General features: G+C 64.0%; 25 protein-coding genes and 6 tRNA genes. 14 read left to right on the top strand and 17 right to left on the bottom strand.

What is annotated here, in order from left to right; all coding sequences use genetic code 11:
- The first annotated feature begins 5 nt into the window (after positions 1 to 5).
- From VG561_RS09380 to VG561_RS09365, 4 genes are all read left to right on the top strand, one after another.
- Entirely contained in the window at positions 6 to 1,010 is a 1,005-nt protein-coding gene (locus VG561_RS09380; RefSeq protein WP_014036138.1) for an isocitrate dehydrogenase, read from the top strand.
- 248 nt (positions 1,011 to 1,258) lie between these two features.
- Complete coding sequence (locus VG561_RS09375) at positions 1,259 to 2,002, top strand: cysteine hydrolase family protein (protein WP_134808549.1); 744 nt, start codon at positions 1,259 to 1,261, stop codon at positions 2,000 to 2,002.
- A gap of 53 nt (positions 2,003 to 2,055) precedes the next feature.
- Entirely contained in the window at positions 2,056 to 2,964 is a 909-nt protein-coding gene (locus VG561_RS09370) for a LysR family transcriptional regulator (RefSeq protein WP_032961780.1), read from the top strand.
- Positions 2,965 to 2,989: 25 nt separating this feature from the next.
- Positions 2,990 to 3,742, top strand: a complete 753-nt coding sequence (locus VG561_RS09365) for a sulfite exporter TauE/SafE family protein (protein ID WP_423179536.1) — start codon at positions 2,990 to 2,992, stop codon at positions 3,740 to 3,742.
- A gap of 11 nt (positions 3,743 to 3,753) precedes the next feature.
- Here the strand turns inward: VG561_RS09365 and VG561_RS09360 are convergent, their stop codons facing one another.
- Positions 3,754 to 4,374, bottom strand: a complete 621-nt coding sequence (locus VG561_RS09360; protein ID WP_014646094.1) for a flavin reductase family protein — start codon at positions 4,372 to 4,374, stop codon at positions 3,754 to 3,756.
- Positions 4,375 to 4,463: 89 nt separating this feature from the next.
- Positions 4,464 to 5,222, bottom strand: coding sequence for a Bax inhibitor-1/YccA family protein (locus VG561_RS09355; protein WP_014646095.1), 759 nt, complete (start codon positions 5,220 to 5,222; stop codon positions 4,464 to 4,466).
- A 180-nt stretch (positions 5,223 to 5,402) separates the two neighbouring features.
- Between VG561_RS09355 and VG561_RS09350 the strand changes: the two genes are divergently transcribed.
- From VG561_RS09350 to VG561_RS09320, 7 genes are all read left to right on the top strand, one after another.
- Positions 5,403 to 5,479, top strand: a tRNA-Pro gene (locus VG561_RS09350).
- Positions 5,480 to 5,518: 39 nt separating this feature from the next.
- Positions 5,519 to 5,595 (top strand) — tRNA-Arg (locus VG561_RS09345).
- Between the two features lie 174 nt (positions 5,596 to 5,769).
- A tRNA-His gene (locus VG561_RS09340) sits at positions 5,770 to 5,846 on the top strand.
- A 79-nt stretch (positions 5,847 to 5,925) separates the two neighbouring features.
- A tRNA-Lys gene (locus VG561_RS09335) sits at positions 5,926 to 6,001 on the top strand.
- Positions 6,002 to 6,197: 196 nt separating this feature from the next.
- Positions 6,198 to 6,273: transfer RNA gene (locus tag VG561_RS09330), tRNA-Lys, on the top strand.
- Between the two features lie 220 nt (positions 6,274 to 6,493).
- Entirely contained in the window at positions 6,494 to 6,862 is a 369-nt protein-coding gene (locus VG561_RS09325; RefSeq protein ID WP_126411772.1) for a hypothetical protein, read from the top strand.
- Positions 6,863 to 7,001: 139 nt separating this feature from the next.
- Positions 7,002 to 7,088, top strand: a tRNA-Leu gene (locus tag VG561_RS09320).
- A gap of 59 nt (positions 7,089 to 7,147) precedes the next feature.
- On the opposite strand, the gene VG561_RS09315 is transcribed toward VG561_RS09320, so the two are convergent.
- The 11 genes from VG561_RS09315 to VG561_RS09265 all read right to left on the bottom strand — a co-directional run bounded on the left by VG561_RS09315 (position 7,148) and on the right by VG561_RS09265 (position 12,955).
- Positions 7,148 to 8,392, bottom strand: a complete 1,245-nt coding sequence (locus VG561_RS09315; RefSeq protein WP_049417433.1) for a tyrosine-type recombinase/integrase — start codon at positions 8,390 to 8,392, stop codon at positions 7,148 to 7,150.
- A gap of 66 nt (positions 8,393 to 8,458) precedes the next feature.
- Positions 8,459 to 8,833 carry a hypothetical protein gene (locus VG561_RS09310; protein ID WP_005412378.1) on the bottom strand — a complete coding sequence of 125 codons (375 nt, stop codon included), beginning with the start codon at positions 8,831 to 8,833 and terminating at the stop codon, positions 8,459 to 8,461.
- 739 nt (positions 8,834 to 9,572) lie between these two features.
- Positions 9,573 to 9,713: a hypothetical protein gene (locus VG561_RS09305; protein WP_005412379.1), complete on the bottom strand. Its 141-nt coding sequence runs from the start codon at positions 9,711 to 9,713 to the stop codon at positions 9,573 to 9,575.
- 241 nt (positions 9,714 to 9,954) lie between these two features.
- A complete protein-coding gene (locus VG561_RS09300; RefSeq protein ID WP_032961789.1) occupies positions 9,955 to 10,575 on the bottom strand; it encodes an antirestriction protein ArdA in 621 nt (206 codons plus the stop codon).
- 63 nt (positions 10,576 to 10,638) lie between these two features.
- On the bottom strand, positions 10,639 to 10,899 hold the full coding sequence (locus VG561_RS09295) for a hypothetical protein (protein ID WP_032961791.1): 261 nt from the start codon (positions 10,897 to 10,899) through the stop codon (positions 10,639 to 10,641).
- Positions 10,896 to 11,078, bottom strand: coding sequence for a hypothetical protein (locus VG561_RS09290; protein ID WP_032961794.1), 183 nt, complete (start codon positions 11,076 to 11,078; stop codon positions 10,896 to 10,898). The genes VG561_RS09295 and VG561_RS09290 overlap by 4 nt, the downstream gene beginning before the upstream one ends.
- On the bottom strand, positions 11,075 to 11,515 hold the full coding sequence (locus tag VG561_RS09285; protein WP_005412383.1) for a hypothetical protein: 441 nt from the start codon (positions 11,513 to 11,515) through the stop codon (positions 11,075 to 11,077). The genes VG561_RS09290 and VG561_RS09285 overlap by 4 nt, the downstream gene beginning before the upstream one ends.
- The gene (locus VG561_RS09280; protein WP_005412384.1) at positions 11,515 to 11,838 is read right to left on the bottom strand and encodes a hypothetical protein; all 324 of its coding nucleotides are present in this window, start codon (positions 11,836 to 11,838) and stop codon (positions 11,515 to 11,517) included. Before VG561_RS09280 ends, VG561_RS09285 begins: the two co-directional genes overlap by 1 nt.
- Before the next feature lie 52 nt (positions 11,839 to 11,890).
- On the bottom strand, positions 11,891 to 12,490 hold the full coding sequence (locus VG561_RS09275; protein ID WP_076739530.1) for a hypothetical protein: 600 nt from the start codon (positions 12,488 to 12,490) through the stop codon (positions 11,891 to 11,893).
- 64 nt (positions 12,491 to 12,554) lie between these two features.
- Positions 12,555 to 12,725 carry a hypothetical protein gene (locus VG561_RS09270; RefSeq protein ID WP_004154558.1) on the bottom strand — a complete coding sequence of 57 codons (171 nt, stop codon included), beginning with the start codon at positions 12,723 to 12,725 and terminating at the stop codon, positions 12,555 to 12,557.
- 68 nt (positions 12,726 to 12,793) lie between these two features.
- A complete protein-coding gene (locus tag VG561_RS09265) occupies positions 12,794 to 12,955 on the bottom strand; it encodes a hypothetical protein (protein ID WP_154267699.1) in 162 nt (53 codons plus the stop codon).
- Positions 12,956 to 14,030: 1,075 nt separating this feature from the next.
- Here VG561_RS09265 and VG561_RS09260 point away from each other — a divergent pair.
- The 3 genes from VG561_RS09260 (at position 14,031) to VG561_RS09250 (ending at position 15,398) form a co-directional block, all read left to right on the top strand.
- A complete protein-coding gene (locus VG561_RS09260; RefSeq protein WP_032961796.1) occupies positions 14,031 to 14,360 on the top strand; it encodes a hypothetical protein in 330 nt (109 codons plus the stop codon).
- Between the two features lie 215 nt (positions 14,361 to 14,575).
- Complete coding sequence (locus VG561_RS09255; RefSeq protein ID WP_032961798.1) at positions 14,576 to 14,908, top strand: hypothetical protein; 333 nt, start codon at positions 14,576 to 14,578, stop codon at positions 14,906 to 14,908.
- Positions 14,909 to 14,996: 88 nt separating this feature from the next.
- Positions 14,997 to 15,398, top strand: a complete 402-nt coding sequence (locus VG561_RS09250) for a response regulator (protein ID WP_125899042.1) — start codon at positions 14,997 to 14,999, stop codon at positions 15,396 to 15,398.
- Between the two features lie 21 nt (positions 15,399 to 15,419).
- Here the strand turns inward: VG561_RS09250 and VG561_RS09245 are convergent, their stop codons facing one another.
- Genes VG561_RS09245 through VG561_RS09230 form a run of 4 tightly spaced genes read right to left on the bottom strand, consistent with a single transcriptional unit; the run spans position 15,420 to position 16,872 of the window.
- On the bottom strand, positions 15,420 to 15,872 hold the full coding sequence (locus VG561_RS09245) for a hypothetical protein (RefSeq protein WP_005412387.1): 453 nt from the start codon (positions 15,870 to 15,872) through the stop codon (positions 15,420 to 15,422).
- Positions 15,869 to 16,177, bottom strand: coding sequence for a hypothetical protein (locus tag VG561_RS09240; RefSeq protein ID WP_005412388.1), 309 nt, complete (start codon positions 16,175 to 16,177; stop codon positions 15,869 to 15,871). Before VG561_RS09240 ends, VG561_RS09245 begins: the two co-directional genes overlap by 4 nt.
- Positions 16,178 to 16,186: 9 nt before the next feature.
- Complete coding sequence (locus VG561_RS09235) at positions 16,187 to 16,684, bottom strand: hypothetical protein (RefSeq protein ID WP_065426719.1); 498 nt, start codon at positions 16,682 to 16,684, stop codon at positions 16,187 to 16,189.
- Positions 16,681 to 16,872: an LPXTG cell wall anchor domain-containing protein gene (locus VG561_RS09230; protein WP_005412390.1), complete on the bottom strand. Its 192-nt coding sequence runs from the start codon at positions 16,870 to 16,872 to the stop codon at positions 16,681 to 16,683. Before VG561_RS09230 ends, VG561_RS09235 begins: the two co-directional genes overlap by 4 nt.
- Positions 16,873 to 16,876: the final 4 nt, after the last annotated feature.

Raw genomic sequence — 16,876 nt, 5'->3', positions numbered from 1 at the left:
GATCAATGACGCAGAAAATTACGGTCATCCGCGGCGACGGCATTGGCCCGGAAATCATGGACGCCACCCTGTTCGTGCTCGACCAGCTCAAGACTGGCCTGGAGTACGAAGACGCCGACGCCGGCCTGGTGGCCCTGGAAAAGCATGGCGACCTGATGCCGGCAGTGACCCTGGAATCGATCGCGCGCAACAAGGTCGCGCTGAAGAGCCCGCTGACCACCCCGGTCGGTGGTGGCTTCACCTCGATCAACGTCAGCCTGCGCCGCCACTTCGACCTGTACGCCAACGTGCGTCCGGCCCACACCTTCCCGAACACCAAGTCGCGTTTCGACAACGTCGACCTGATCACCGTCCGTGAGAACACCGAAGGTGCCTACCTGGCCGAAGGCCAGGAAGTGTCGGCCGACGGCGAAACCGCCTTCTCCGGCACCCGCATCACCCGCAAGGGCTCCGAGCGCATCGTGCGCTACGCCTTCGAGCTGGCCAAGAGCACTGGCCGCAAGAAGGTCACTGCCGTGCACAAGGCCAACATCATCAAGTCGACCTCGGGCCTGTTCCTGAACGTCGCCCGTGAAGTCGCCGCACAGTACCCGGAGATCGAGTTCCAGGAAATGATCGTCGACAACTGCTGCATGCAGCTGGTGATGCGTCCGGAACAGTTCGATGTGATCGTCACCACCAACCTGTTCGGCGACATCATCTCCGACCTGTGCGCCGGTCTCGTCGGCGGCCTGGGCCTGGCCCCGGGTGCCAACATCGGCAAGGACGCGGCGATCTTCGAAGCCGTGCACGGCACCGCGCCGGACATCGCCGGCCAGGGCAAGGCCAATCCGTGCGCGCTGCTGCTGGCAGCCGCGCAGATGCTGGACCATGTCGGCCAGCCGGAAAACGCCGAGCGCCTGCGCAAGGCCATCGTGGCGACCATGGAAGCCAAGGATTCGCTGACCGGCGACCTGGGCGGCACCGGCACCACCATGAGCTTTGCCCAGGCCATCGCCAGCCGCCTGTAAGCGGCCGGCCGACCTCGGTTGGATCCACAGCGGGGCGCCTTCGGGCGCCCCGTTGCGTTGTGGGCCGGCCCGGTAGATCCACGCCGTGCGTGGAATGACGGGGCCTTGGTCCGCAGCCACCCATGGGGTGGCTCTACATGGAAATTGTCTGTGCGTACATTGCACAGATCATGTGCCGCTACGCGGCTGGTTCGTGCGTCATGCGCTCCGCATCCTGTGCCCACTTCCCAACGCACTGGAGCTCGAACATGAACCTCACCGCCTTCGGCCTGGCCAGCCTGATCGGCATGGCCACCACCGCCCCGGTCGCCGCCGCCGAGCCGGCCCATCCCACCATCCGCCACATGGCTGGCGCGCCGGTCGCGACCTCGCTGGATGCGGCAAAGACCGCCGTGCTGGTCATCGACTTCCAGAATGAGTACTTCGATGCCACGGCCGCACCGGGCCTTGCCGGTGGCCGCATGGTCATTCCCGATGGCGTGGCCGCGCTGCGGCAGGCGAAGCGGGTGGTCGAATTCGCCGATGCTCATGGCATCCGCGTGATCCATGTGCAGCACGTGCTGCCGGCGGGTGCGCCGCTGTTCGCACAGGGCAGCGTCAATGCTGCCTTCCATCGCGACCTGCAGCCGCGCCAGGGCGAGACCGTGGTGCAGAAGGACAATGTCAGCGTGTTCGCCGGCGCGTCCTCCACCGTGCTCGACCCGCTGCTGAAGAACGCCGGCATCGACACCCTGATCGTCACCGGCCTGCAGACCCATGCCTGCGTGGCTGGTGCCGCGCGCGACGCGGCGGCCGCGCCCCGTGGTTACCGGGTGATCGTCTCGTCCGATGCCAGCGCCAGCCGTGACCTGGACCTGGCTGGCGGCCGGCGCATCGGCCATCGCACGCTGCATGAAGCCGCTCTGGCCCAGATCGAGGACGCCTTCGGCGATGTCATGACGACTGACGCGATCCTGGCACTGCCGGTGCGCAAGGCCGGCGACGGCGCTTGATAAGCTGGCGGGGCCCGCATGCCGCGGGCTCCGCCACGTGGAGCTGCCCGCCGATGGATCACTTCGCTGCCCTGCGTGCACTGCGCGCCATCGTCGATGCGGGCAGCTTCACCGCGGCAGCCGAGCGCCTCGGTACCACCCACTCGGCGATGTCGCGGCAACTGCGGCAGCTGGAAGAACACCTGCAGGTGCGCCTGCTCGATCGCAACAGCCGCCGGCTGTCGTTGACCGAGGCCGGGCGCGACTACTACCGTGAGGCGGCAACGCTGCTGGACCGCCTGCAGGAAGCCGACGACCGTGCCCGTGCCGGGCAGGCGCAGCCCAGTGGAAGCGTGAGGATCAGCGTGCCGCAGGTGGTGGCCAGCCAGGAGCTGCCGCACTGGCTGCCGTCATTCCTGCAGCGTTACCCCCAGGTCACGCTGGACCTGTCGGCCGATGACCAGCTGGTCGATGTGGTCGGTGGTGGTTTCGACCTGGCCCTGCGCATCGCGGCTTCACTGCCGGACAGCCAGCTGGTCGCGCGCGAGCTGGCCAGCTGCCCGCGCATCCTGGTCGCCGCACCGGCCTACCTGGCACACCACGGACTGCCGCGGCAGGCAGCGGACCTGGCTCATCACACGCTGCTGGGTTTCAGTCCCACGCCAGCAATGCCGCCCTGGCAGTTGCAGGGGCCGCGCGGCGCAACCGCGAGCATCGAAGCCGGGCAGCGCCTGCGCGTGGATGCCACGCCCGCACTGTACGCCGCCGCGCTGGCCGGCATGGGCATCAGCCTGTTCACCGCCTTCACCGTGCAGGAGGATCTGCGCGCCGGTCGTTTGATCCGCGTGCTGCCGGCCTGGCATGCGGGCCAGCGACGCTACTTCGCGCTGTACCCGCATGCACGTGCACTGGCGCCCAAGGTGCGTGCGCTGGTCGAGCATCTCGCGGCGCACTACGCTGCACAGGTGAGCGCGGCAGGGTAGTCGCGCGGTTGCAGCCGGGGTGATGATGGAGTCGGTGTATCTGCTGGTCGCGCTTGGCGCGATCGTCGCCGGATTCGTACAGGGCCTGTCCGGTTTCGCCTTCGGGATGGTAGCGATGTTGTTCTGGGCATGGGGGCTGGAGCCGCGACTGGCCGCTGCGCTGTCGGTGTTCGGCGCGCTGGTCGGTCAGCTGGTGGCCGTGTTCACCGTGCGGCGTGGCTTCAACCTGCGCCTGCTGCTGCCGTTCGTGCTGGGCGGCCTGGCGGGCATTCCGCTCGGCGTGATGGTACTGCCACACCTGGACATGGACTGGTTCAAGGCGCTGCTGGGCGGCTTCCTTGCGCTGTGGTGCCCGGTGATGCTGATGGCGCGATCATTGCCGCCGATCCGCGTGGGTGGTCGTATCGGTGACGCGATCGCCGGCATGGCAGGTGGGGTGCTCAGCGGCATCGGCGGTTTCGCCGGACCGGTGCCGACGCTGTGGAGCACGCTGCGTGGCTTCGGCAGGGACGAGCAGCGCGCGGTCATCCAGAACTTCAACCTGGCGATGCTGGCAGTGACCATGGCCACCTATGTCGGCAGCGGCCTGGTGAGCCGGCAGATGCTGCCGTACTTCGCCATCGTGGCGCCGGCGATGCTGGTGCCGACCCTGCTGGGTGCGCGCGTCTACATCGGCATCAGCGAGGCGCGCTTCCGGCAGATCGTACTGAGCCTGTTGACCGCGTCGGGCATCGCATTGCTGGCGTCGTCGATGCCGGCGCTGCTGGCGCGGTCGTAACCGGTTGAACGTCAGGTCGGGCGGAACATGCGGAAGCGCTGTCCGGCACCGATGCGGAAGTAGTCGGCAGGCCCGCCGCCGCGCAGGATCGGGGCCGCCGCAGCGGTGTCGTAGATGCCATCGACCAGCAGCCGTTCATCGATATGCACCGTCACGACTTCGCCCAGCACCAGCCAGCCGTTGGTGTCCTGGCCGGCGGCATCGCGCAGGCGGACGATCTGCGTGCAGCGGCATTCCATGCTTACCGGGCTCTGTGCCACGCGGGGCGGTGTGACCTGCGTTGAGGCCAGTGGCGTCAGGCCGGCAAGGACGAACTCGTCGACATCCGGCGCGACCGCACGGCAGCTTTCGTTCATCGCCTCGGCCAGGTCGAAGGTGGCCAGGTTCCACACGAATTCACCGGTGGCTTCAATGTTGCGCAGCGAGTCTTTGCGGCCCTGGCTGGAGAAGCCGATGATCGGCGGGGTGTAGTTGAAGGCGTTGAAGAAGCTGTAGGGCGCCAGGTTCAACGTGCCCTGTGCGTCGCGGCTGGAAATCCAGCCGATCGGGCGCGGGCCGATGATGGCGTTGAACGGGTCATGCGGCAGACGGTGGCCCTCTGCCGGGCGGTAGCTGTGGAAGGTGTCGGGCATGGGGGCAGGGGACGTGTGGGCTTGCTCGACTCTACAAAAAAGCCGCGACCCTTGCGGATCGCGGCTTGTCTCTCTCGGCGTGGCTGGACTCAGCGCTGCTGGATCTTCGACAGCAGGCGCAGGAACTCCACATACAGCCAGACCAGGGTCACCATCAGGCCGAATGCGCCATACCACTCCATGTACTTCGGCGCGCGCTGGGCCACGCCGGTTTCGATGAAGTCGAAATCCAGCACCAGGTTCAGCGCCGCCACGACCACCACGAACAGGCTGAAGGCGATGCCCAGCCAGCTGGAGTCGTGGATCACCGGCACGTTGATGTTGAAGAAGCCCAGCACGAACGAGGCCAGGTAGAGCAGGGCGATGCCGCCGGTGGCGGCGACCACGCCCAACTTGAAGTTCTCGGTGGCCTTGATCACGCCGCTGCGGTACGCGAACAGCAGCGCAAACAGGGTGCCGAAGGTCAGCAGCACGGCCTGGAACACGATGCCCGGGAACTTGGCGTTGAACAGGGCCGAGATGGCGCCGAGGAACACGCCTTCCACCAGCGCATACATCGGCGCGGTGACCGGCGACCATTCCTTCTTGAAGATGGTGATCAGCGCCAGCACCAGGCCGCCGATGGCGCCGCCCATGGCATACAACCTGGCTCCGGCCATGACCTGGCCGTAGTCGTCGATGGTCTGGTTCCAGGCGAAAGCGGCCGTCAGCACGGTCAACAGCAGCAGGAAACCGGTCTTGTTGACGGTGCCGTTGAGGGTCATTGCCTGGTCGGGGCTGGTCACCACCGAACCGCTGGCGAGGTCGAGGAAGGTCGACTCGGAAAGAGCCGGGTTGCCGCTGCGCATGCGTGTTCTCCGTGCGAATGAGGGTCAGGACGGCCATCCGGCCGATGGGCGTGAGCATAGCCGATGACTGCTTTCGGCGTTGTGGCAGGCCGCGGAACTGCGCATCCTTCGTTGACAGTTCCCAACGCGCTTGGCGACAATGACCAACTCCCCGGGCCTGACCCGAGGGGATTGCAAGACCGGGGTATAGCGCAGTCTGGTAGCGCGCCTGCTTTGGGAGCAGGATGTCGGGGGTTCGAATCCCTCTACCCCGACCAATCCCACGTCACGTCGGATTGGACACCGTTCCGGTTCGGGCGCCCGTAGCTCAACTGGATAGAGCACCGGCCTTCTAAGCCGGCGGTTACAGGTTCGATTCCTGTCGGGCGCGCCATTGGCGGGACAGCGGGATCGCATCGGCGGATGTGAAGAAGTGCTTGCAAAAGCGTAAAGACTCCACCAGAATATCGGACTCGCTTCGGCGGACCGGAACTTCGGTGACAGTCTCCAGGCAAGGTTTCAAGGTTCCAGTGCTGGCGGTATCGGCGGTGGAGCGAAAGTTTCAGTGGTGGCTGTAGCTCAGTTGGTTAGAGTACCGGATTGTGATTCCGGTGGTCGGGGGTTCGAATCCCCTCAGCCACCCCACTGATTCAACCGCATCGGCGCAGCCGAAACGGTATTGCAATAAACAGAAAGCACGCTACAATGTGCGTCTGAGTTTCACGGGCCGTTAGCTCAGTTGGTAGAGCAGTTGACTCTTAATCAATAGGTCCAAGGTTCGAATCCTTGACGGCCCACCAAGACGGAAGCCACCTGGTACGCCAGGTGGCTTTTTTCTTATAGGTGTGACCCTTTCGTTTCAATGGGCCACACGTTGCAGGGCCCCGCCTGGCGTGGATCTGCAACGCATAGGGATCGCAGTGCTGGTTTCAACGATGTTGAAGAAAGTGCTTGCACCCACCGAGCGGATCGGGTCATAATTCGCACCCCGATTTCGGGCTGTTAGCTCAGTTGGTAGAGCAGTTGACTCTTAATCAATAGGTCCAAGGTTCGAATCCTTGACAGCCCACCAGACGAAAGCCACTTGGTCATCCAGGTGGCTTTTTTCTTGCCCGCACGCCGGGTTGCGCTTCATCCACGCATGGCGTGGATCCACTGAAGCAGTGCTGAAATCAGGGGCATACGCGTCATCAGTGCTTTCAATGCTGTGCACTGCTTCTCACCGCATGGCGTCCTGCATCGCACCCAATAGATCTTCCGCGCCGATGGCGCATGCAGGAAGGAAGATGTTGATGGCTGAGATCACTCGATTGCACGGCACGGTGTGGATTCCCTTCGCGTTGATGGCACTGGCGGCCTGCACGCCGGGCAATGATCCTGCGCAGGCTGTCGAGCGTGATGCGGGCGCAGAGCGCATTCCGGCGCGCCAGATCGACGACGCCATGCAGTTGCGGCCGGCCCGGCCCGCGGAGGGGGAGGTCCTGCCCGGCGCGGTGGACGTACAGCGCAATGCGGACGGTTCGGTGGATGTGCGCAGGGCTGCGCCGGCGTCGGTGTCCCTGCGTCGCACCGACGATGGGGGCGTGGAGGTCCGGAAGGTGGACGCGGCCGTCGACCCGGGCTCAGGCGCGGCGCCGGCCCGCACGGTACCGCAGCAGTAGGCTGCGGCCAGCCCGGCGGGTCGCGCACCCGCCAGGCTGGCCGCGATGCAGCGATGGCGCGGAGCGTAGTGGATTCAGCTTTGTGCAGGCCTTCCGATTCCAGTCGCCGCCTGCGACAATGAACACCTGTGCCGGCCACGCGAAAGTGGCGGAATTGGTAGACGCCCTGGATTTAGGTTCCAGTGAGGGTGACCTCGTGCGGGTTCGAGTCCCGCCTTTCGCACCATCTGGCCGAGCACAGATTGCCTAAGTGATTGAAAAATAAGCTGGCGACGGTCAGTTGTCCTATTGGATTCCCGCTTTGGCAATTGATCCCTGTCTCGGAACGTCACCTGTTCCGTTCGAGGCGGCTGGGAGGCGGAACTGCTCCAGTGCAGACATGCCTTGGAGCGATTGCTCGGCCAGTACCTTCGCGTAGACCGCTGAGGTGGTCTGGATGTCGCGGTGTCCGAGCCACTCCTGCACGAGCTTGATGTTGCCGGTCGCCAGCAGCAGCCGAGTGGCGCACGTATGGCGGAGCGCATGCGGTACGCACTCCTTCTCGGAAGCGAGATGTGTCCCCTTGATGGCCCATTGCCACAGCCGGTCGGCGCGCGTGCGATTGAGCATCGTGAAGGGGCCGTCCGATGTGGCCGCCAGGGCGTCCTTGCGCCGCTGTAGAACCTCGGCGACACGGGCGGTGCAGGGTAGGGTGCGGGGACGCCCCTTCTTGAGCGTAGCGTGCCGCCAGAAGCGGACGTGGAGCCTTCCGCCCTGATCGACTACTTCGGACCACCGGATGCCGATGGCCTGGCTCATGCGGCAGCCCAGGTCGGCGAGGCACACGAACAGGTCGCGGTAGTCCGCCCCGTCGCGCACCCGTGGGTGCCCTCCGGCAGGGCCGTTCGGGAGCGTGTCCCACTCCAGCAGCCGCGCCAGGATCAATTCCTCGTCCTCAACGTTCAGGACGAACGTGCGTGCGTTGTCCCTCTCGTCGGCCAAGCTGTACTCGGGCAGCTCTCCCAAGAACCGGCCGGCCTTCCTCTCGCGTTTCAGTAGGGCAAGGAGGCACTGCATCTTGCGGTTCACGGTGGCGGGAGCCGCCTTGTCGGCGAGCATGCGCTGCGCCATGTCGTTGACCGCGGCCTGCGTGATGTCGTTGATGGGCGTTTCCTCGCCCAGGTAGCTCTGGACCACCTTGCAGTTGGTACGCACGGTGTCGATGGACCGGAGCTTGCCCCAAAAGTTGCGGTCGTCCAGCGCGTCGTCCATCGCGTCCTTGAGGGTGCGCTGGCGGACCTTGGCCTTCGCCACGGCCATCTGCACCGACCGGGACTTGCCCCGAATCAGCTCCCGCAGCGCGTCCTCTGCAATCTCGGGGTCGTCGCGCAGGGCGTCGAGGACCGCCTGCTCCTTGCGCTCGGCTGCCACGCGGTCGCGGGTGCCGGTGGACAAGCGCACGCGCCGGTATCCCTCCTGCACGTCGAGCATGTAGTAGCGCTTATCGGGCGCACCCGGCTTGGGCGCGGTCCCTTTGAGGCGAAGGGCCATGTGTATCTCCAGAAATGAAAAAGGCCCGCACTAGGCGGGCCTCGGGGCACAACGGGGTGTTGGGGGTTAGGCGGCTGCGACGCGCGCCGTCACCTTGCGGTTGACACGTTCTGCGAGCGAAGCCAGCCAGTGCAGCGCCTTGGTCGTCGGGAAGATCAGGTTGCGCTTGCGGTAGGCGGGATCAGGGCGCTGCTCTAGGAAGTCAGGCCCCGGCTCGCGGTTACGCTTGATAGACGACAGGTCGAGCACATTGCGGCTCACTGCGGAGGGAGAGAGTCCGCCGAGGACGCGCTCAAGGTCCACCTGCTGAATGCCCGGCTCGTCCACAACGGCGAGTAGGGTGAGGATGCGGGTGGCGGTGATGTCCTCGTCGATCTCTTCCCGGAAGGCTGACAGTGCGGTTGTGAGAATGGCCGTCAGTTCTTTCTGCGAGAGATTCATGGTGCGCTCATTTTCCGTAAGGGGATGGTTCCCCCTTGGGAAACCATCAGGGTCTATCTTGGAGCCGCAATGTAAGGATTACAAGGCCCAAGCCAATGTTGATGGCATTCTTGCCAATTTTGTCCATCCAGAAACCACGCTGCCAAGGCGTGGGGGAGGGGTCGATTCCGATCTCATATCCAAAGGCTTTCACGAACAGGTCCAGGTACTTCTGCCCTGCGAAGGGGCCGTCCTGTCCCCTGCTCACGGCGTTGTAATGCGCCGCCACCCCCGGCTGCGCTCCACAAAAAGGTCTTACGTTTCAGTGTTTTAAGAACGGTAGTGCCAGCATCGCCGCCAGGGTCACAATGGCCCCGACCACGGATGCAAAAAACAGTCCTTGCCCTACGCGGACTACCGCGCTGGCTATTGTCCGTCTCACCGTACTCATAGACTGAGAACGCCCCCCTGGTCGTCTGCGGATGCGCAGCCCGACAGCATGACGCTGCCGTCGGGCAGACTACAGGCCACAATGATGGCGCGTCCGTAGGAATCAAGTACCACGGGAGAGATTGATCCCGACTGGTGCAGTGAAGTCATGGCCGCGGGGTCTCCGTTGGGGCCGCGGGTGGGACCGGATACGACACCCGCCAGCCACAGTCCTCGGGGACGACCGAGAACTGGACGCGCTCGTTGAGTAGGCCGAGCATCGCGCGGAGAGCGCCGCGCTTCTCGTTATGGTCGAAATTGATGGTCCGAATCATTCGGGCACCTCGTAGGTCCGTTCATGCAGGACCAAAACCTCCCGCTCGAATACCAAGAACGGGCCGAACTGGTGGACGCGGAGGGCCACGTTGACGATCACCAGGGTCGAGTTTGCGGTGAAATCTGCGTTACGCATATGTAAGTCTCCTGTTATGCAAGTGCTACAAATGGAACAATGAGTGCCAAATATCGAGATTGGCCTTATGATTAGGGCTGAAGGGCGTGATCGCCACTCCCGACCCCAAGGACCGTTCGATGATTGACCCCCGCGTAGAAGTCGCCATTACGGCCCTTCACCTAGTCGTATGGGTGTGGACTAGCTCGGTGCCGGCGCATCGCACATACCTGTATTGGCGCAGGGTCTTGCGGAAGCGGCGTTAGCGGCTCCAGAAGTAGAAGCCGCTCACCTCAAACGCGTCACCGTTGAGCCGAATGTCGCGGCCATAGCTCTCGTAGTCGAAGTAGCGGGAGAGGGCGTCGGGCACGCCGTGGAGAAGCCCCGATTCGTCCACATAGTTCTCGGCAAAGTCGGCCCAGCTATCGAACTGGCCCACGTAGGCTTCGTGGAACTGCTCCACGGTCACATCGTCGAGGCCCTCGTGGTCGCAGAAGGCCGTGTAGGCAGCGCGTTCGGTGTCGTTGTGCAACTCGTCCAGCCGCTCTTGCAATGCGCACAGCTTGTCCAGGTCGGGGTGCTCGCCCCAGGTATCCCCGAACACGTCGTCGTAGTCGTGGACGGCCCACTCCTCGGCGCTGGCGACCTTGCCGCTTCCGCCACACGCCGTGCATTCCGCCCCGCCGAATACTCGGGGGACGTATGTGGTTCCAGTACCGCCGCAATCCGGGCAATCAACGGTCACGTTCGGGTGCGGCGACTCGCGCAGGATGCGGGCAATCTCATCGCGCACGTCGTCGGCGTCGCGTCCCTCCAAGTCGATCCACTCGCCGTGCAGGACGCCAGCGTTATATGAGGCAAGGCAGGCAACGTAGATTTGCATGGTGTGCTCCAGAAATGCGAAGGCCCGCACTAGGCGGGCCTCGGGATCAGGGGTGGTTATCGGTCAGTGCGCCCAATCGGGCTTGACGTTCAGCAGGTAGGCGGCGGCCACTGCGCGGGCGGTGTCCTCGTCGGCCACGTCGGCAATCCACCACCAGCGGTCCTTACCGGCCCAGCGGTAGACGCCCCAAAACTGCGCGGCCATCGGTGCGCAAGGCTCGACGCTCCCGTCGAACTCTTGGCGGGGACCGTAGGAGACCGATCGGTCGCCCAGGGTGACCAGCTTGTCACCGGCAGGTACAGCCAGCTCGTTGTCATTGCTCATTGCGACAGGCCCTTTGCGTGTTCGATGGCGCGATCCAGTGCGCCGGGGATGTTGTGAAAAATGCCGTGGCGTGTCGAGTGGGTGAGGCCGATTTTGTAGACCTCAAAATGGTTCGGCCCCTTGCGCAGCACCCATGCCTTTTCGGTCTCGAACAAGATGTCCTCCTCGCGGTAGCTCATCGCGCGGCTCCCATGCCCTCGGCGATCCATGCGCGGGCCTGCTGCTCGGCGCGGGCCACGCCATCGGCGGTCTCGTGGTTGATGCCGTTCCTCGACAGCCACCCGCCCAGCGGGTCGGCGATGTCGTAGGCCCAAACGCCGCTCCACTGCTCGCCGACCTCCTGCCAGAGGCGGTGCAGCATGCGCGCCACCTCGACAAGAAATTCGGAGTCCTCAATGCCCAGCGGCGCGGTGCTCATCGGCTCGGGCCACGTCCACCCGCTCGCCAGCTGCGCGAGGTCGATGGGGTCGAAGTCGGTATCCCTGATTGCGCGGTTGACCACGGTGGCGAACTCCTCGGCTTGCTGCGGCGTCATCGCGGTCGCCGCCAGTTGTTCGTGATAGCGCCCCGGCTGTGCCAGGAACACGTTGCGGGTTCCGTAGGTGCGCAGTTCCATCACAGCACCCCCAGCCCGCGCAGCACCGGCATCACCAGCGCGTTGGTCTCGTCGTTGTCGCTCCAGTCGCTCGCGGCGTCGTCCCCGTTCTCCCAAATCAGGAGCACAAACCCCGCCTTTGTTGCGTCCGGGCGGTAGAACCGCAGGTGATCGTGGTCGGTAGAGGCGAGGGCCTCCAACACTTCTTGCCGGTCGCGGCTGTGCCGCACCGTGGTTTCTTCGCCGTCGTAGACGCCGAGCGAGTAACCAGCGGCGAGGGCGGCATCCACCAGCGCCACGGCTATGCGCTTCGCGCTCTCGGGGGCGTAGTTGTCGAGGTTCATGGCTTTCTCCGGGCAACAAAAAAGCCGCCTTGCGGCGGCTGATGGGTTCGGGTTAAGCGCGGAGCGCGTCGCTGCACAGGGCTTCCGGGTATGACGAGTCGCGCATTGGCATGACGATCAAAGACGCGCACCTGATGCTCGGATCGGTGATGCCGCCAATACCGAACATGGCCGCCACGTCGCCGCCAGTCACCGGAATCAGTGAAGTGGCCTTGCCGCCGAATGCCTTGCAAATTACACCGGCCGCCTTCACTACGCCTTCGAGGACGGCAGGCGCGAATCCGGACAGCTTGAGTTCGTTCGGCTTGGACACCGCAGCACGCCAGTCCGGGTAGGTTCCATCAACGGCAGCAAACTCAATGGCCTGGCCTCCGCGCTCCGCCTTGAACCGGCTGGCATCGTCCACGGCGCTGAAATAGACATCGCCCTTCATCTTGGCGACCAGCTCGCACGCATTGCGCGGCACGATGATCTTGCCAATGTCCCACGGCAGGCTGGTACGCACCACAAGCATGCGGTGGCCGTCTGTAGCAACGATGATCGCACCATCGGCGTGCGACTCAATCAGCACGCCATTCAAGTAGAAGCGAACGTCATTCTTGGGGGCCACATGCAGAGCGGCGGCGATCAGGGCGGAAGGAATTTTGTTCATAGCTTTCTCCGGGCAACAAAAAAGCCGCCTTGCGGCGGCTTCGGGGGATTGGGGTAGGGCGCTGTTAGAGGAACAGCTTGGTCAGCGTGACGATGCCAGCCACAAAGGCCGTGGCGACCACCAGCGGATACCACCGGGTCTCCATCATCAGCTTGTCGCTCTCGCGGTTGATCTTGCGAATCTCAGCGGTGAGCTTGCGCACTTGCAAGTCCTCCAGTGGTCCATTGGTGCTCATGGTAGCTCCAAAAAAGACCCGCCGTCACACGTCGGCGGGGTGTGGAAAACCGGGTTGACGAAAGGGGATCAGATGACAACGGGGGATGGACAAGGCGCAACTTGGGTGCGGTTCTTGTGTGCCTGGCGCTCCCGCTCGTTGAGTCGGGCGCGGTGCTCGCGGATGCCGCGGCGGATGCAACCGGCCACGTAGTAGTCGCGGGCGGTCATATCAAACGGGATCATCGTCATGGGTTGCTCTCCAGTGAATCGGACCACCAAAACGCCCCATCACAACGGTAGGGGCGCTTTGGCGGTCAGACTCATGCTCGTAAGGCATGGAATCTGACCGTCGCCAGCTTCCGGGAGCGCCTCCAGCTCGCCTAGGAATCCCGTACAGATGGCCCCGCTCTTTCTGGCGGTGACCCGGTATCCGTGGCGGCCTTCATCGGCCCTTACACTTCCCGGCGCGGCTAGTGTTCCCAGCTCCCCGCGTTCTGCCGTGGGCGGCGCTCCTGCCTGCCCCTTTCCTACTGTCCCGACCGCACCCTGCGGCCGTTGTTCGATGGTGGGCATTATGCCCTTTTGCTCCCGGTTTGTCAATCACTCCCGGTAGGGGGATGGTTGAGCCGGACGTTACCTGCGGTGCGCTTAGGGGCCTTTGGGGCTAGTCCTCAGTGCTGGCGGGATAAGCTCTAGGTGCTGTCGATCCATCGGTCGCACGTCTGTCGCCGCCTTTTCCGCTGCCGCCGTGTTGCTGGCGACGGGTATAGATTAGATCAATCCCCGCATGGCTGTCAATACCCCGATGGCAACGATTTTGGATGGTCGCAGGGAGCGCCTAGCGCGCGCGTGGGGAGCTTCTATAGGCGGGGCGGTAGGGGTGCCCGTGGCGGGCCTTGCGTGGGCCGTGGTGGCGCATTGGCTGGCCGTGGTGGGCGGCAGGTGGGCATAGGCCGGGCAGGGTGTGCCGAGGTGGTCGGCAGGTGTGCCGAGGTGGTGCCGAGGTGGGCGCGTGGCGGTCAGGGCAAAAAGACAGATAGGGACAGACAGGGGCGCGAACGTTTGAGCGCGGATGTCCGCAGGTTGCCCAGGTATCGCATGGGATTGCCTAGGCACTGGATACCTAATCCGGTGGTTCACCTTTGGAATCAGTAGGTTAGCCGAGGTGGTGACGCCGCAGGTGACGCGAAGGGGGCGCATCGTGCCTTACGCTACAGGGGGCGACCCCCTACGGGGGGTGATCGCGCCGTTCCAAGTAGTTGGATACTCCTTCGGAAATTTGCCGCAAACCTTTCGACCACCTCTGTCACTTCGAGGAGACGTTATGTACGCCCGCCGATACACGATAAGAACCGCTACCGCGATCACCGTCCTGGCCTTAGTGCTCGCAGGACTCCCTGCCGCGTACTTTCAGACCGGCGTAAGGAGCGCTGAGGAGTTGCGTTCCTGGAACGAGCAGATCATCGAGAACGACGCCTCGCCGCAGGTGTTGGTTGATGAGGCGGTGCGGACGTTTGACGCCGCGACGAATGACCTCATCAGCAACCGCAATTCCCGCAACCTGTTTCTCCAGCTCGCTTTGGGCATCCCGGCGCTCGCTTGGATTGGTGCGGGCGTGGTGCTATGGGTCATCAAGGATGGGACGGAGGTCTAGTCCGCCGCAGTGGCACCCAAGGAGGACAGAGGAACACCCCAGGAGTGCATAGGAGAACTGTAGCTCTACTTGATGGTGAATACCAATGAATAGAACTCTATAGTCCTGCTAGAGTAATACTTAGGTCTTACTATGATAGCACCCTTGTCAAGCCCTCCCAGTGCTCCGTGGTCGAATAAACTTAGCGGTTGGCATAGACATTACAACGAGCATCTATGGCATCGCTCAATACCCTCCTCATTCGCTTGGCGGCGCTGGTCACTGTCCTCTCGCTGGTCTGTGCTGGAGTGCCCGCCGCATATCAGCACGCGAAGCTTCGAGCAGCACGGGAGCTGGTCGAACGTACCCGCGAGGTCATAAACGATGACACGACCGCGTACAGCGTGGTGGCCGATGCGGTGCCAATTCTGGATTCTGCACTGACTGAGGCCGCGCAGCACGAGCACATGAGAGGCCTACTCGTGGAATTCACGATTGGCGTCCCGCTGATCGTTTGGTTTGTCGTCTTGGCTGTAATGTGGTGGTTCAAGGATGAAGAATTGGCGTGATAGCTGAACTGTTCACTTTCAGGTAGAGTCGTTTCCTGTCTTTTAACTGGCCGTCGTGTACGGTACGAACCGTTTGGGGAACGTAGGCGTGGGAGAACGCGCGATGGCTACGGATGCATACAGCCAGGGTCGGCTCGGCTCGTTGTTGGTCATGGAAGATGATCCTGACCTCTCAGGGATGTTGAAGGAAATCCTGGCGATGCAGGGTTACGAGGTCGATGTGGTCGCCTCCGCTGCCGATGCATTCGACCGCATAGAGGCGAAAGCATTTCACGCGGCGATCTTAGACATCCAGACGCAGGACGGAGCATCAATGTCCGTCGCCGATTACCTGCTGTCGCACCGAATTCCCTACATGTTCGCGTCCGGGGTGCCGAACCCGCAGCTCCCTGACGCTCACCAGTGGGCGACCTTTCTCCCGAAGCCGTACCGCATCAAAGAACTCATGAGCGCCCTTGATAGGACTCGCCAAATCGGCATTCCTGTTTAGGCGCGTCCATGCGCCAGTAGTTCAGGTCCGGCGTTTTAGGAAACGCTTTGTAACCGTGTCGTAGGTCTGCACCGGAGGACCGCTGTAGAGGTCCGTCGAGCAGGCCATGAGGACTGCTTCGGTCGCGTTGTGGCCTGCCTTCATGGCGGCCAGGGCAATCGCACCACCACTACCGGCGACGAGGAAGTCGCGCCGGAGGTCGAGAGGGAGACCGTCGTGGTAGAAGGCCACCGGGTTGTCCCGCAGGCCGACCACGAGGATCGTGTACTCGCCCTTGGTCAGTTCGTCGAATCCCTCCGACAGCTCGCGCACGGCTCGCTGGATGTGGGAAGTGGTGCCCGCGCCGAACACCACCAGGTCGCGCCCGGTGGTGTCGGTGGTGCGGTAGAACTTCTCCTCCTCGTACCGCAGATCACCAGCGGTGACCTGCGAGTCGATAGCAACGAGCCGGCCGTCAAAGGCCAGCGTGGTCACTGCTTGATGTGCTCCCGCCAGTAGCTCGGGGTGAACGCAGCCCACTCGATGTCGTTCACGTCATCCCACAGGCGCTCCGCGGCATTCCGCAGGTGCTCCCACAGGCCGCCGAGGACGACGTAGGGCAGCGCCAGGAACACGACGACGAACAGCCAGCCGGTGTAGGTGCGACGGGAGGTCTCGCGCAGGCGCTCCAGGAGCCACTGCGAGGCGAGGGCAATGCGTAGCGCTACGTACCCCTTAGCGCGCTCGTAGGCGCGCACCAGGCGCTCGCTGGCGCGGTTGTAGATGGTCTTGAAGTTCATGGGTTCCGGTTAGGTGTTGCGGATGGTTGCCAGGGCCTTCGCGTAGAGCGCGTCCCAGGTGTCACGGTGCGGCTTGCCCGGCCGCCAGTTGCGGACGTAGTAGTCCCATGCGGCCTGGGGGTTACCCAGGGCGGGCAGCGGACGCGGATCGGTGAACAGCAGCAGGCGAGCGAACGCACAGGCGAGCACGTCGTCGGAGGCGAGCGCCTCGTTGACCGCAGCGGTCGAGGGACGCTCCAGACGCGCGGAGACGAGCTGTGAGGCGCGTGCGGAGGTCGCCGGGTGACGGAGTACACCTGCGGTGCCGCCGCCCGCCTCGAACTGCCAGAAGCCGCGTGCGGGGCCTTTGATCTGCCTGCGGTGCTCGAAGCGAGATTCCTGGAGACCAATGGCGAGCAGCATGACCTTCGCTTCGGGAGTGAAGGCCACGCCGGGGAGCAGCCGGGCCGCCGCGGGGATCAGGTTGTCCCTGACCTCCACGAGGCTCGGCAGCTTTGCGTCGGTCATACCGGCGCGTAGGGGTTCGACTGGCCGCCCTGGGTGTGGCAGCAGGGAGCGTGGTTGCAGTCGCACGGCGTTACCGGCGCGGGTGCGCTCGGGCCGTCGTTGTCGTCGTCGTTCTTGCGGCGCAGGAACAGGTACAGCAGGCCAGCGGCGGCGAGCGCCATCAGCCACGCAGCGAGCGTGTTGGACATTGGG

Source organism: Stenotrophomonas sp. CASM110, assembly GCF_049384345.1.
In the GTDB taxonomy this organism is placed as follows: domain Bacteria; phylum Pseudomonadota; class Gammaproteobacteria; order Xanthomonadales; family Xanthomonadaceae; genus Stenotrophomonas; species Stenotrophomonas muris.
This window is presented reverse-complemented; position numbering and strand designations above follow the sequence as displayed.

What these genes read in the sequence shown, in the direction of transcription:
- VG561_RS09380 (WP_014036138.1), top strand. Translation starts at nt 6, where the DNA reads ATGACGCAGAAAATTACGGTCATCCGCGGCGACGGCATTGGCCCGGAA.
- VG561_RS09375 (WP_134808549.1), top strand. Translation starts at nt 1,259, where the DNA reads ATGAACCTCACCGCCTTCGGCCTGGCCAGCCTGATCGGCATGGCCACC.
- VG561_RS09370 (WP_032961780.1), top strand. Translation starts at nt 2,056, where the DNA reads ATGGATCACTTCGCTGCCCTGCGTGCACTGCGCGCCATCGTCGATGCG.
- VG561_RS09365 (WP_423179536.1), top strand. Translation starts at nt 2,990, where the DNA reads ATGGAGTCGGTGTATCTGCTGGTCGCGCTTGGCGCGATCGTCGCCGGA.
- VG561_RS09360 (WP_014646094.1), bottom strand. Translation starts at nt 4,374, where the DNA reads ATGCCCGACACCTTCCACAGCTACCGCCCGGCAGAGGGCCACCGTCTG.
- VG561_RS09355 (WP_014646095.1), bottom strand. Translation starts at nt 5,222, where the DNA reads ATGCGCAGCGGCAACCCGGCTCTTTCCGAGTCGACCTTCCTCGACCTC.
- VG561_RS09325 (WP_126411772.1), top strand. Translation starts at nt 6,494, where the DNA reads ATGGCTGAGATCACTCGATTGCACGGCACGGTGTGGATTCCCTTCGCG.
- VG561_RS09315 (WP_049417433.1), bottom strand. Translation starts at nt 8,392, where the DNA reads ATGGCCCTTCGCCTCAAAGGGACCGCGCCCAAGCCGGGTGCGCCCGAT.
- VG561_RS09310 (WP_005412378.1), bottom strand. Translation starts at nt 8,833, where the DNA reads ATGAATCTCTCGCAGAAAGAACTGACGGCCATTCTCACAACCGCACTG.
- VG561_RS09305 (WP_005412379.1), bottom strand. Translation starts at nt 9,713, where the DNA reads ATGCGTAACGCAGATTTCACCGCAAACTCGACCCTGGTGATCGTCAAC.
- VG561_RS09300 (WP_032961789.1), bottom strand. Translation starts at nt 10,575, where the DNA reads ATGCAAATCTACGTTGCCTGCCTTGCCTCATATAACGCTGGCGTCCTG.
- VG561_RS09295 (WP_032961791.1), bottom strand. Translation starts at nt 10,899, where the DNA reads ATGAGCAATGACAACGAGCTGGCTGTACCTGCCGGTGACAAGCTGGTC.
- VG561_RS09290 (WP_032961794.1), bottom strand. Translation starts at nt 11,078, where the DNA reads ATGAGCTACCGCGAGGAGGACATCTTGTTCGAGACCGAAAAGGCATGG.
- VG561_RS09285 (WP_005412383.1), bottom strand. Translation starts at nt 11,515, where the DNA reads ATGGAACTGCGCACCTACGGAACCCGCAACGTGTTCCTGGCACAGCCG.
- VG561_RS09280 (WP_005412384.1), bottom strand. Translation starts at nt 11,838, where the DNA reads ATGAACCTCGACAACTACGCCCCCGAGAGCGCGAAGCGCATAGCCGTG.
- VG561_RS09275 (WP_076739530.1), bottom strand. Translation starts at nt 12,490, where the DNA reads ATGAACAAAATTCCTTCCGCCCTGATCGCCGCCGCTCTGCATGTGGCC.
- VG561_RS09270 (WP_004154558.1), bottom strand. Translation starts at nt 12,725, where the DNA reads ATGAGCACCAATGGACCACTGGAGGACTTGCAAGTGCGCAAGCTCACC.
- VG561_RS09265 (WP_154267699.1), bottom strand. Translation starts at nt 12,955, where the DNA reads ATGACGATGATCCCGTTTGATATGACCGCCCGCGACTACTACGTGGCC.
- VG561_RS09260 (WP_032961796.1), top strand. Translation starts at nt 14,031, where the DNA reads ATGTACGCCCGCCGATACACGATAAGAACCGCTACCGCGATCACCGTC.
- VG561_RS09255 (WP_032961798.1), top strand. Translation starts at nt 14,576, where the DNA reads ATGGCATCGCTCAATACCCTCCTCATTCGCTTGGCGGCGCTGGTCACT.
- VG561_RS09240 (WP_005412388.1), bottom strand. Translation starts at nt 16,177, where the DNA reads ATGAACTTCAAGACCATCTACAACCGCGCCAGCGAGCGCCTGGTGCGC.
- VG561_RS09235 (WP_065426719.1), bottom strand. Translation starts at nt 16,684, where the DNA reads ATGACCGACGCAAAGCTGCCGAGCCTCGTGGAGGTCAGGGACAACCTG.
- VG561_RS09230 (WP_005412390.1), bottom strand. Translation starts at nt 16,872, where the DNA reads ATGTCCAACACGCTCGCTGCGTGGCTGATGGCGCTCGCCGCCGCTGGC.